Source organism: uncultured Parabacteroides sp. (assembly GCF_902493135.1).
Lineage (GTDB): Bacteria > Bacteroidota > Bacteroidia > Bacteroidales > Tannerellaceae > Parabacteroides.
In genome coordinates this window covers 1-12,430 of record NZ_CABUOD010000068.1, presented here as the reverse complement: position 1 = coordinate 12,430, position 12,430 = coordinate 1, and the positions used below count along the sequence as shown (strand labels likewise).

At 45.7% G+C, this 12,430-nt stretch carries 9 protein-coding genes and 1 tRNA gene; 3 read left to right on the top strand and 7 right to left on the bottom strand.

Annotation, left to right across the window (positions count from 1 at the left end; all coding sequences use genetic code 11):
• Window positions 1-259: 259 nt before the first annotated feature.
• Complete coding sequence (locus RDN79_RS18130) at window positions 260-1,702, bottom strand: MFS transporter (RefSeq protein ID WP_298548303.1); 1,443 nt, start codon at window positions 1,700-1,702, stop codon at window positions 260-262.
• A gap of 152 nt (window positions 1,703-1,854) precedes the next feature.
• On the opposite strand from RDN79_RS18130, the gene RDN79_RS18125 reads away from it, so the two are divergent.
• Window positions 1,855-3,807: an alpha/beta fold hydrolase gene (locus RDN79_RS18125; protein ID WP_298548305.1), complete on the top strand. Its 1,953-nt coding sequence runs from the start codon at window positions 1,855-1,857 to the stop codon at window positions 3,805-3,807.
• Window positions 3,808-4,021: 214 nt separating this feature from the next.
• Here the strand turns inward: RDN79_RS18125 and RDN79_RS18120 are convergent, their stop codons facing one another.
• On the bottom strand, window positions 4,022-4,456 hold the full coding sequence (locus RDN79_RS18120) for a helix-turn-helix domain-containing protein (protein ID WP_298548307.1): 435 nt from the start codon (window positions 4,454-4,456) through the stop codon (window positions 4,022-4,024).
• A gap of 200 nt (window positions 4,457-4,656) precedes the next feature.
• Between RDN79_RS18120 and RDN79_RS18115 the strand changes: the two genes are divergently transcribed.
• Window positions 4,657-4,812 (top strand): hypothetical protein, encoded by a 156-nt coding sequence (locus RDN79_RS18115; RefSeq protein ID WP_298548310.1) that lies wholly within the window; start codon window positions 4,657-4,659, stop codon window positions 4,810-4,812.
• Window positions 4,813-4,858: 46 nt separating this feature from the next.
• On the opposite strand, the gene RDN79_RS18110 is transcribed toward RDN79_RS18115, so the two are convergent.
• The 3 genes from RDN79_RS18110 to RDN79_RS18100 are packed head-to-tail and all read right to left on the bottom strand — an operon-like array spanning window position 4,859 to window position 9,337.
• A complete protein-coding gene (locus tag RDN79_RS18110; RefSeq protein WP_298548313.1) occupies window positions 4,859-5,824 on the bottom strand; it encodes a nucleoside hydrolase in 966 nt (321 codons plus the stop codon).
• Window positions 5,825-5,836: 12 nt separating this feature from the next.
• On the bottom strand, window positions 5,837-8,122 hold the full coding sequence (locus tag RDN79_RS18105) for a glycosyl hydrolase (RefSeq protein WP_298548315.1): 2,286 nt from the start codon (window positions 8,120-8,122) through the stop codon (window positions 5,837-5,839).
• Between the two features lie 18 nt (window positions 8,123-8,140).
• Window positions 8,141-9,337, bottom strand: a complete 1,197-nt coding sequence (locus RDN79_RS18100) for a DUF4272 domain-containing protein (RefSeq protein WP_298548318.1) — start codon at window positions 9,335-9,337, stop codon at window positions 8,141-8,143.
• A gap of 151 nt (window positions 9,338-9,488) precedes the next feature.
• On the opposite strand from RDN79_RS18100, the gene RDN79_RS18095 reads away from it, so the two are divergent.
• Window positions 9,489-10,316 (top strand): hypothetical protein, encoded by an 828-nt coding sequence (locus RDN79_RS18095; RefSeq protein WP_298548321.1) that lies wholly within the window; start codon window positions 9,489-9,491, stop codon window positions 10,314-10,316.
• Window positions 10,317-10,451: 135 nt separating this feature from the next.
• On the opposite strand, the gene RDN79_RS18090 is transcribed toward RDN79_RS18095, so the two are convergent.
• Window positions 10,452-11,852 (bottom strand): hypothetical protein, encoded by a 1,401-nt coding sequence (locus RDN79_RS18090; protein ID WP_298548323.1) that lies wholly within the window; start codon window positions 11,850-11,852, stop codon window positions 10,452-10,454.
• A 360-nt stretch (window positions 11,853-12,212) separates the two neighbouring features.
• Window positions 12,213-12,286, bottom strand: a tRNA-Ile gene (locus RDN79_RS18085).
• Window positions 12,287-12,430: the final 144 nt, after the last annotated feature.

Genomic DNA, 12,430 nt, shown 5'->3' with positions numbered 1-12,430 from the left:
TTCTTCATCATGTCGACTTAAACCACTCTCGCTCGAATGCGGGTGCAAAAGTAGAAATTTAAATTCTTTCCACCAAACTTTTCGGAATCTTTTTCATCCTTTTTTTTCCGAAGGAGATAACGGTTATTATAAGGTACGCATGCATGACACATTCCTGCATGTATTTGGGAAAACAACCGCTTTCCTGTAAAGAGAGAAGGAGAATGCAGCCATGACGGCGCATCCTCCTTCTCTCTTTATATAACACTCTATATTTCGATTATTCAAGAACGATCACTTTATATTTCGGCACCAGAATCTTCATGATAATCCAGCCGATCAAATAAGCGACGGCACATACGCAGAAGATAATGAAATAACCGGCAGGTTTGCCCGTGAAGCCCATAAATGTCATCTGAGTAGCATCTGCATACACAAACAGGTTCCCGGCCACTTTCTGCAAGATCATGGAACCGACGCCGCCGGCCATACCGCCGATACCCGTAACGGTTGCAATAGCCGATTTCGGAAACATATCACCGACAGTCGAGAAGATGTTGGCAGACCACGACTGGTGAGCTGCACCACCGATACCGATCAGAATAACCGGGAACCACGGAGAAATCGTACCCAACGGCTGTGCCAGCAATACCAACAACGGAAAGAAAGCAAAAATCAACATCGCTTTCATACGGGCGGCATATGGGTTCATTCCACTTCGGTTAATAAAGATTGTCGGCAGTTTACCTCCGTAAATAGACAACATCGTGATGGCATACAAAGTAAAAATCAGCCCCATACCCAACGGATCGGAAGTCTTGATGCCAAACTGCGTGTTCAGGTAAGAAGGAGTCCAGAAAAGGAAGAACCACCAAACTCCGTCTGTCATAAATTTACCGACAATGAAAGCCCAAGTCTGTTTGAACGTGAAACATTGCAAGAAACCGATCTTCTTCTCGTGTTCTTCTTCGACTATGACAATGTCTTTTTCGTTCTTATCCTGTTCGATATACTCCAACTCGGCTTTATTCACATGCTTGCTCTTATCCGGAGTCGTGTACATGAATACCCACAAGCCCATCCAGATAAAGCCGAGCGCACCGATCACGATAAAGGCCATTTCCCAACCCCAGGCTTTTGCCAACAAAGGAATGGAGATCGGTGCAATCAAAGCGCCGATAGAAGCACCGGCATTGAAGATAGAAGTCGCATAGGCACGGTCTTTCTTCGGGAAGTATTCAGCCGTAACCTTGATGGCTGCAGGGAAGTTACCCGCTTCACCCAACGCCAAGATACAACGCGCGGCCAGGAAGAAATACATACTCACGGTCGCCAATATCACGACAACATCTCCTGTTGCCGCAATCAGTTCCGCAGCACTGTCCATACCGACATAATGTTCGGTTGCAATACCGCAACCTGCATGGAGACAGGCACCGAACGACCAAACACCGATAGCCCAAAGATATCCTTTCTTCGTGCCCATCCAGTCGATAAAACGACCGGCAAACAGCATACAGATTGCATATACAATTGAGAAAACTGATGTTATCGTACCGTAATGGGATTCGTTCCAATGGAACTCCGGTTTGATAAATTCATCCCAGGTCAAAGAAAGGACCTGACGATCGAGGTAATTCACTGTTGTTGCGAAAAATAACATCGCGCAGATTGTCCATCTGTAATTTGTCATTTTCTCACTTGCTTTTTGAAATGTGTTCATGATATTAAAATTCGTTTTTCATAATACGGGGGCAAATATAAGTCATTTTTTCGGTTATACACAAGTTTGTGTGCGAATACACGTCGTATTTTATTTCTTTCACATCCGGACAAAGATTATTAAAGGTTTGATTTGCATAGAATAAGCATTTTATGTACGTTTGTCACTCCAATGTAAATTTTATTAATACCATGATTATTGTGAAAAAGATTATTTATCTGGTGCTTCTGGCCCTGGTAAACAGTCTGGCAATCCAAGCCCAGACAGAAAAAAGCGAATGGAACGGGTGTGATCGTCATGATTTCACCTTCAAAGACCGTCAGGCAACCGTTGTCATACCGAAAAAAGCAGCCAAAGGAAATCCGTGGATCTGGCGTCCGGCCTTCTTCGATGCATTTCCAAGTGTGGACAAAGCGTTACTGGAAAAGGGATTCCACATTGTTTACTATGACGTAACCCATTTGTACGGAAGTCCCAGAGCAATTTCTTTAGGCACGGATTTTTATGAGAATGTGAAGAGCCGGTACGGCCTGTCCGATAAAGTCACACTGGAAGGATTCAGCCGGGGCGGTTTGTTTGCCTTCAACTGGGCTGCCCAGAACACGGACAAAGTGGCTTGCATATATGTAGATGCCCCTGTCTGTGACGTCTTCAGTTGGCCGGGAAGAAAAAACGCGGTTTTATGGAAGGATCTTTTGGAAGAATGGAACCTGACAGATGCCGGGATGGAGCATTTCAAAGGGAACCCGATCGACAATCTGTCACCGATTGCTGCGGCAGGCATACCGATCATCTGCGTATGCGGCGATAGTGACCAAACCGTTCCCTACAAGGAAAACATGGAGGTCGTACGTTCGCGCTACCTTGCGGCAGGAGGTCCAGTGGAAGTTATACTGAAGAAAGGATGCGATCACCATCCGCACAGCCTCGACAATCCGGAGCCGGTAGTCGATTTCATCCTCCGCCAACAGCCGGAATACGAAAAGTATATACATTATAATACACGCGGCAGTTTGCAGAACTCATTCCGCAAATTCGAAAAAGAACGCCGGGCACGGGTCGCTTTCCTGGGAGGTTCCATCACGGAAATGAACGGGTGGCGCAATATGATTGAACAACAATTGCAGCAACGATTTCCTTATACGCAGTTCGAATGGGTAGAAGCGGGTATCGGTTCGACCGGGACGACTCCGGGTTCCTTCCGGTTGCAGCATGACATTCTTTCAAAAGGGAAAGTGGATCTTCTTTTCGTCGAAGCAGCCGTAAACGACGACACCAACGGATTCAGCGCCCTCGAACAAGTGCGCGGTATGGAGGGAGAAGTGCGCCATGCCTTGGAAAGCAACCCGGAGATGGATATCGTCATGCTACACTTCATCTATGATCCGTTTATCCCGATGATCGCCCGCCGCCAGATGCCGGATGTTATCCTGAACCACGAACGGGTGGCAAATCATTATCTGATTCCTTCAGTCAATCTCTGCCAAGAGATCGGCGAACGGATGCAAGACGGCGAATTTACCTGGGACGACTTCGGCGGCACTCATCCGAAACCTTTCGGCCATAAGTTTTATGCTGCCGCTATCGGCCATCTTTTCGATGAAATGTGGAAAGGTGTTTCTCCGGAAGGGAGAATCGAGGCACATGAAATTCCGGCCCAACCGTTGGATACCTACAGTTATTATAACGGAGACTTCATGGCTCTCGAAACAGCCCGCTTAAACAAAGGATGGAAATTAATCGACAACTGGCATCCCGACAACAAGGCCGGCAAACGGAACGGCTTTGTCGATGTCCCGATGCTGGAGGCTACTCGTCCGGGCGATCAATTGACACTGGACTTCAAAGGCAAAGCGATCGGTATTTTCTGCGTCAGCGGCCCCTTTGCCGGAATTCTGGAATATAGTGTCGATGGCGCCCCATTCAAAGAACTGGATACTTTCACCGAATGGAGCCATAATCTTTATATCCCCTGGGTCTACATGCTGGAAACGGAACTAAAAGAGACGGATCACAAACTGGTCCTCCGTATATCTAAAAAGAAAAATCCCGCCTCACAAGGTACGGAATGCCAGATACGAAACTTCGTTGTGAACGGCAGATGATGGTGTTTTGAAGATAAATGCCTGTCGATTCCCGAAAAGGTAGGCATCGGTTACCAAATGACTTGTACTGAAAAAAGTTTACACACCGTGCAATACAAAATGTGTAAACTTTTTTCAGTACAAGTCAATAATTTAAGAATAGTTGAACTGATAAAGACGAAGAAATCACAAGGAACCGGAATTCCTGATGGAATAGAAAAAGAGAAACGCAGGCCTACTTTTCTTTCAGCAACTTCTCTAAAAGTATGTTTTTCTCTTTCTCTACGGTAAGCATCCGTTCGTAAAGAGAAGCTTGCTCCTTGTTTAAGGTCATTAATTGATCGACAGGATGATTCACTATATTGTCCCGCTGATTTTCCACCACCCCGACATTGCTGCTTCCCGCTTGGAACGTATTATTCTCGATCACAATCGAAGTCGGATTTTCTTCCAGGTTACGGATGATCTCAGGGGCGACATGCAGGATGTTCGCCACCTTGAACAACGTATCTTCTTCGAGTACCCTCTTCTGTTCCAGACGAGAGACGCTTTGCGGGTTCATCCCCAACATTTCGCCAAAAGTGGTCTGCTTCATGCCCACCAACTGGCGTAACTTCCTGACATTAGCACCTTGGTGCACATTTTTTGTTTTGATATTTTCGGGTTCCATTTTCTTCCGCGTTTACAATGTGTGAAACAAATATAAGAACTTTTATCCCATGCTGAATCAATTCTGGAGAAATAACAAAACAACAATCTGGACAAGACATGAAAAAGATCTTGTAAAAAACACATGTTCTGGTGTATTTTACAAGGATCGGGAATATCACTCCATTAACAATTCCACCTTTCTTTGCAAAAAAACATGCCATGAGAAATATCCATATACTAACATGCGTATTCCTGTTTTTCGCACTGATACTGGCCGGTAACTCCTACAGGCAAAAAAGGGAAGAACCCTGCTACATCACCTATCAGGTATCCACCCAGAACCTACATCCGCACAAACTACTGAAAACTCGTTAGAAGCCAAAATAAACTGGTTCCTGGAAGCAAGTTTCTCCGATTGCAACTATAGGTCCTTTTCCAACATCAGATCCGTTATCAAGGACGCCACTTTCAGGGGATCAGCTCCGGGTTTGAACTTTACAATAAATTGGTTACCACTCTTGCCAGGAATCCAACGGTTACTTCCATCCGCTTCAAGCTGACAATGCCCGGCATTATCCAACTCAAAATAACCAGCCGCCTGATCTGTCAGCAAAAAAGCCGTGACTTGGTCCCAGCTGGCACGCCCGTCAAAATTATTATATAGTTCATAGGCCCTATACATAGGTTGTCCGGAGGTTAGCTTCGCACGCAAGGCAGAATCGCCTGTAACTATTTGCCGGCCGATTTCCCATCCGCAAAACACGACCTCTTTTGTCCAGTTACCCAGACAATAAACGGTAGAAGCCGGATCCGGTCGTGAGAAATTCGCTTCCTTTCCTTCCGGGAACAATCCGCCCATACAATACCATTTCTGCACCTTAGCCTCGACCAACTGTTTTCCACTTAGCGGGGAAAATTGGTCGGCAGGCGATTGCAATAATTTTTGCAAACTGCTTAAATGTCCTATCGTCAGGATAATCACAGAATGATCGGGACTCCCAGCCAATAATTCCCGATAAGTATTAGTAGCTGTTTCCGCCTCTTTCCAAGAAGCAAGGTCATGAGGAAACTCTTCCGAAATCTGCCGAGTATAGCGGGAGTGATTTTTCAAAAAGGGCTGTTCTTCCAAAAAGCCCAACGGCAACTTTTTCATTCCATAATAGGCATTGAAAGCACTCACACAAGTTGCTGCAAAAGGATCGTCGCTTGTCACGACAGTCCCCAGCAGATTTATCTTATGTTGCTTATGCAAGGTATAGAGCATTACCAATGTACCCGCATCATCCACATCCGAATCAATATCGGTATCCACAATAACCCTTTGTTGAGCCACAACGAATAAGGGTAACCAAAACAAGGCAAATAATAAGATCAGTCGTTCTTTCATATCGTATTCTATTTATTCCTTCCTCTTTCCCGCAATAAACATCCCCGACACTTGCGGCAGCGAAAGCTTGATGTTTGTCACATAACTGCCATCCGGTTGCTTGACGGACTCGGCATTTCGAATTGGGTCGATTTTACCGGTGTGCGGGTTCCAGAATTCAAGATGATCGAATTTGCCACGCAGAGAGACGGTCGTGTGAACCGTATTTCCGGTCGTATTGGTGATGTAATAAAAATCGCGGCCTTTCTTCTGTTTATGAATATAATTCAGGAAACCGACCTGAGCAGGCGGTATAGTCGATTCATCGAAAGCAATATCCGCACGAAGCCCCCAACGCGTAAACAAATCCGCAAGGGTTTCGGGAGTCGGATTAGGCAGAAAAGCCAAGCGACCTTTGTTTGCATTGGAATTGAATTTATCCGAACTGCTTTCCTGACACGGATCGATGCCGAACATCTCGGTAACGAGACGAGCCACTTCCTCATCCCTTCCAAACTCAGCGGCACGCTTCGGAAGGGAAGAGGTGGCGATCACTTTTCCCCCATTATCATAATATTGCTTGATCGCTTTCATCGTTTCGGCCGAAATCACATCACCGCCCGGCATTAAAAGGACTTTGTAATGCTGGATATTCGTTTCATTATTCAAGACCAGTTCACTGCCGGCAGTCGTAATCTTGCCGTTGCACAAATCTTCCGGATGGACAAAGGTGAAATCACGACGGAGTTTATTGGTCAGCAAGTCGCTCAATACATGATGGTTGACGTGATCCGGCAACCAGTTCGCCACCGGCAAACCGGAATTGGCATCCCTATTAATATACGTTTCAGCCTGAATTGCAGTGATCGGCCACAACAAAGCAATGTCCGAAACCCGGCGCCCTCCCTGAAGGATGAGACAGGAACGGCCCACACAGGCACTATAATTCGGTAACGCATCCCGTAGCAACGGATTTTCAGGAGCGATCAACGGTGGGATACGAATCTTGTCCGCATCCGTCGTGTACCACATACCATGAGGCACGACAAAACTGACACCCCGCACCATCGCTTCAAGAGCTACGCGGTATAAAGTCAGCGAGTCCATATCCGCAGGAAAAGCGCCACACAACTCGGCTCCCACAACCGGCTTATCTCCACGGTCAGCAGCCGAACTGATTTGTTTGAAACCATTCAATCCACGACCATAGAAAAAGATGGCATCCAACAACGGTATCTGCACATGCCGGTAATACTTCAAGATATCTCCGTTCGCCACCACCGAGTTAGGGCTGTAGTTTTCAGGCGGATGCCCCATGCTGTTCAAGTGCCGTTTGCCCGACCATTCCGAAACTTGTTTCACATAGCCTTCCGCCATCAGTTCGGAACGGATATCGAAGAAAGCGACACGTGCCGCACCCGTCTCCGGTCCGATGTCATAGAACAAAGCCGGATAATACAGCGCCGGATTTTTCCCGTATTTCTCTTTAAAAATGCCGGTAATGGCCGGCGTCCATGTATTCTCCTGATGGACAAAGCCCACATCGTCAAAGAAAGTTTTCGTAATCACATTGCCGAAATAGCGATTGAAACGCTTATCATATTCGCCATAGGTCATTTCCAGCAATCGGGAGACTGCTTCGGGCTGCATATAATCCACCAGGTTCCCATGATTAGCATCCCTACTGACACCACAGTTGAAAAACATCACGCGCCATTCTCCGGCAGGAGCTTTCCATGTCAACGTGTTCCCATCCATATAAGCCCCCAGATCCATCACTTCACGCGTCTGCTCATTCAAAGCGGAAACGGCGGCCAGGACAGATGCCGTATCTTTTCGTTGACGGCAGACCGATTGGTTCCCTTTCACCGTAAATTCTTCTTTCGACAGGTATTTACGGATGTACTGCGGGTATTCCATGCGCAACCGTCCGCCAGCCGAACCGCTTGGAAAATCAATATCGTCGTAGAGGATAACCTGCGTGCCCTGTTTTTCGGAAATATCAAGAATATCGGCATAGCGTTCGAAATATTCGTCACTCAAATAAGCGGGTTCGGTTCCCGGACAAGGTTTACCTGTTCCCCATTGCGTACCGGGGCTGACAGGCAAAACCGTCACCCCACCGAAGCCGGAAAGTTTTTTCACTCCTTCCAGTTCTTTTCCGATACCCGCACGTGTCATATGCCCGTTGATATGCCAGAACGGCATCGGGCGATATTCTTCCGGTGGATTCTCAAAGTCAGTCCTCAATTCATCCTGCTTGAAGGAACAGGATGCAAATCCAAGAACAAGTAGTACTGCAGTCCATCGTTTATTCATATCGTGATAGATTTAATATCATGTATTCGGTTGGATATCATCCCAGTCTGCACCGCCATTCGCCCCGATAATCCAGTTAAAGGCATAATGCCGTTCCATAACAACGCCCCCATTTAGTGAAGCCGGAGCTTCCTTTCCATGAATTCGCGCTTCCACACAAGCCCAATCATACCGAAGTGTAATATCGGCAGCGTCCAATATTTCGGACTGCGGACGGGGAAAGCCTTTCGAAAGCAGTTCGCCGATGCCTTTATGTTGCCAAAAAATAGCGGCCAGGACAGGGACATCGATGATCTCGGACGGATAAGGCAAATCATCCACAACGCCTGCCGCCCAAAGCAAGGCACCTGCACACTCGTAACGCCATCCGAACTGAATGCACTCCTGCTCTTCCGGATCGGTGTTATCGATATAAGCGGCTTCAGCCGGTGACAGGTAGGATTCAACCCCGTACAACTGCTCCATCTTATTAAAATAGAACAAGGCCTCTTCCCGTCCCGAACCTTCCGAGAGCATGACTTCCGAATAGACGGCAACGGCAAACAATGCGGCAGCGCGTTGCACCATCTCCTTCCGGCTTCTTAAACGGACTTCGCTTTCCAGTGCTTCGCTACGCAAATATTTCATATAAGGGATCTGTTTTTCTTCAAGCAGGGCGATCGAACGCAAACGCCTTTCCACATCGGCCGGAGCTTCTTCCGGACGATTCCCGTCCAGTAAATCGGCATTCCCGACCGGGATAAACTCAGTCAACTGGCTTTCGCCTTTGGCTGAAAAGAGGAGTTTTCCTTCACCGGTAAAGATCTGCATACTCGGATAAAGCAAAAAACCATTCACGTCTCCGGCAATCTCGAACAGACGGTTCAGGATATAATTCGTCCGGTCTTCATCACCGTTCAGATCGAAAGTGATGCCCGTCACACAATTGAACACGCGTATCTGACGCAAGACATTTTCTTTCAGTTCGGCCAACGGTGTCTCCACCTGCGAAAAATAATTAGCCATACCGGACGTATGGGAAGCAATAAAATCCGGCTTGTTCTGCCGGTGCTTGATCGAGAAGAGGACATGCGTTCCATCCGGCAAAGTCAGGTCGACCGTTTCATCTCCACAAACAAATTCCTCGGTCATCTCCTTGAAACGTTCCTGAATTGCTTTCACGATACGGTTAGGATCTCCGATGACCGTGTACAAGGTAACATTCGCTTTTTCCATTCTCTTACTTTTTATATCCGAGCCACCGGATGATGATAGCATCCCACAAAAATAGCAAATTATATACATCTGCAAAGAAAATAGCCAGGATGATGCAACCCTTTTTCCTCCTCATTCATCATTTTATTAGAAACAAACACCAGATATCAGTATGAACAAGTTACTTTCGACTCTTCCATCCGCCCTCCTGTTGATGGCCGGATTATGTCTATCTTCCTGCAGTGATAATGACGACATCAAACCGACAGGCATAGACGGGCGACCCAGTGCCCTTCTTTCAAACGGGCAGGTCACTGCTTCTTTCGTTTACTCAGACAATCTGTTTGCCGGATTCCAATATCCGGACGGACAGGCGGCTCATTTCAACTATGAAGACGGAGCCTTTTCCGGCATCTCCTACACGCCTCCCAAAGATGTTGCCGACGGACATGCCTGGGTTCATTTTACCAAGACCTCTGACAAGACATACGAAGTCAGCAGAGGGGGAGAACCGGCAGGAGATTTCGGTTACAGGGAAGAGATTGAACTCGACGCAAACGGATTGCCGTTCAAAGTAACCTTCGCCGGCATTTACCAACAAACAGTTGATGGAGAAAAGTTGATAACGGAAGACGGCCGGTATGCTCTCCTGACCTTCGATCCTGCCACCCGGCAACTGCTCAAACAGGAAGTGTTCGACAACGAATCCAACTTGCTGATAAAATATACCTACGAATATGATAACGCTTCCGGCAATATCAGCCATTTGGAATTCCCCATGTATTTTTTAGGTTGGTGGTACTATCGAAATGCCAACTCAAATGACTTTGAGAATATCCAGTTTCTGAACCGGCGGAATAATATAACCAAGATAACATCCGAAAACAGAGAAGGAAATATCTCTACCGTTACCTATACCTATAAATATAACGAAAACAATTTCCCTATTTCCGTATCTTGTGACAAATGGGAAGGTGAAGAAGTGGGGATCCGGTATTAAAAAGCGACCGATAATTACCAAAAAAGCGGATATTTTAAACACCCATACTTGCCCATTCGAACGTACCTTTAAATGTAAACATAACGGATTTCTGAGATAGATTAGCGCTTTACCAGCGTTAATAATTGGGAATACTTATAATTTCGACAATTCGTCAATCAGCGCTGGTCGACGAGGAGTTCTCGATTTCTGTTCAGTTGCAATCTGTTCAGCCTCAGACTTTCCTCCATACTTTATGAGATTCCGGAGTAATCCGACACCTTCACGATAAGAATCCCGATTAGCCGCACGTTGAAAGAAGCTTCTGATCGCCGATGCATATAGGCTGATTATTTCATCCTTGAAAAGTTTCCTCACTTTTTGGGGAGCGGCGTCAATATCGTATGTGGATGGATTCTTCCGAAGGTAAGACATATATTCGTTCCACATCTTTTCTTGGGTATAGATATATAGCAAACGTTCTACGTCTCTTTTATTCTGAGTCTCGCTAATCAATGTTTCGGAATACTTTCTCCATCCGTCAGTTGGAATAAGCTGTTTCATCACCGCATACATGGTTGCCATAGAGTATTCTTTTTCCCCCCATCTTCCACCACCGAAAAAGAAATATTTTGCCAATTGGAGAGTATTTTCTATATCTCCAATCTCGCGATAGACTTGATATTCCCATTTGTGCCAGTCGCTGACAAGTCCCTCATATTCTGCATCATGGTTAACTCCATCCTTGGCAAGTCGAAGCACTTCATCAAAGTCGGATTTGTCCCATGCCATCTGGATTAGCCGCTTGCGAAAATCCGGATTAGAGACATTGTCATACATGAATTTGAATTGATCTTCCGGAGTTCCACACCGTGACATAATCTCAAGCTTATATTTCTGTGCTGTCTCGGCATTATGCCTTGCACTCCAGTCATCGCCTTTAGGCTTGATGGCATCCAGAGCTTTGATCACACACGACTGTTTTTCGGGAGTGTTTGCAAAGCCAATCGCCATTTCCATCCAATCCCACCACCAATCCCAGCCTTTGAGGTCTTTTCCATTAAATTTGGAAAGTGCAAGTTCAAATATCTCTGATCTTATGTTTTCAGGAAGAAACTCATCAGTGCATAGTATATGCCATTTCTCAAAACAGTCGCTTACAATTGCCCCCAGTTCCCCTGCACTGTCATCTCCACTGTTGAGAATATCTTCAGCAATTGCAGCAATTCCGGTCAGCACTGCAACAGCCACCTCCCATTGGCGATTTTTTATTGCCTCGTCAGCTTCATCGAGAATACGGGAAACGGCACGATTGAAATCGAAAGTGGCACGGTATTCAATGTAGCCATGTCTTCCAGAGTAATCCTCAATCAGATTTTCCACTCGGAAGGTATAAGTTGCAGGATTTGGCTTAAACAACGTTCCCGCACCAAGTGCAAGAAACCGATCTTGGAACTGGCTGTCGTTGGCACATTCCTTGCGTATGAAGTCCGTAAGTTGCTTCTTGTCAAATTTAGACAGAAGTAATTCTACATCATCTATTTTCTTTTTTGCCATGGCTTATACAATTTAAATGTTCATATTCAGCTTCTTCCATTCTTTCTCGGCCTCTGTCAGACGGTATTTTTGTTTGGGATGCTTGACTACTTTAAGCCTATTTATGCGTTCTGTTTCTATATCTACACTATTTGTCAACATGAGATAATTCATTGATGTTATTTGCAAATTTAGTTAGAAATTTAGACATACTCAAAGAATATGCTGCGTATGCGTACAGAGTCAACACCCAAAACAAAATCACAAATTATTAAGAAAATTTTCTAACCGCCCCGCTCGTGGAAATTAATTTGGTGAACAATTCAGACAAAATAAAATCTCCAATCATCTATATATTAAACAATTGGAGATTTATAAAAGTGGTCCCACTTGGGCTTGAACCAAGGACTCCCTGATTATGAGTCAGGTGCTCTAACCAACTGAGCTATGGGACCTGTTCAGAGCGTGGCTCTGAAATCGGGTGCAATATTACGATTTATAATCGAGATATGCAAATGCTAATGTAGAAAACTTACTTTTCAGCCACGGCTCTTTCATTTAAAAAATAGACGAATATTGAAAATAAGGCTTATTTTATC

Coding starts and splice junctions, on each gene's coding strand:
- RDN79_RS18105 (WP_298548315.1), bottom strand. CDS start 8,122: ATGAATAAACGATGGACTGCAGTACTACTTGTTCTTGGATTTGCATCC.
- RDN79_RS18130 (WP_298548303.1), bottom strand. CDS start 1,702: ATGAACACATTTCAAAAAGCAAGTGAGAAAATGACAAATTACAGATGG.
- RDN79_RS18095 (WP_298548321.1), top strand. CDS start 9,489: ATGAACAAGTTACTTTCGACTCTTCCATCCGCCCTCCTGTTGATGGCC.
- RDN79_RS18115 (WP_298548310.1), top strand. CDS start 4,657: ATGAGAAATATCCATATACTAACATGCGTATTCCTGTTTTTCGCACTG.
- RDN79_RS18110 (WP_298548313.1), bottom strand. CDS start 5,824: ATGAAAGAACGACTGATCTTATTATTTGCCTTGTTTTGGTTACCCTTA.
- RDN79_RS18100 (WP_298548318.1), bottom strand. CDS start 9,337: ATGGAAAAAGCGAATGTTACCTTGTACACGGTCATCGGAGATCCTAAC.
- RDN79_RS18125 (WP_298548305.1), top strand. CDS start 1,855: ATGTACGTTTGTCACTCCAATGTAAATTTTATTAATACCATGATTATT.
- RDN79_RS18090 (WP_298548323.1), bottom strand. CDS start 11,852: ATGGCAAAAAAGAAAATAGATGATGTAGAATTACTTCTGTCTAAATTT.
- RDN79_RS18120 (WP_298548307.1), bottom strand. CDS start 4,456: ATGGAACCCGAAAATATCAAAACAAAAAATGTGCACCAAGGTGCTAAT.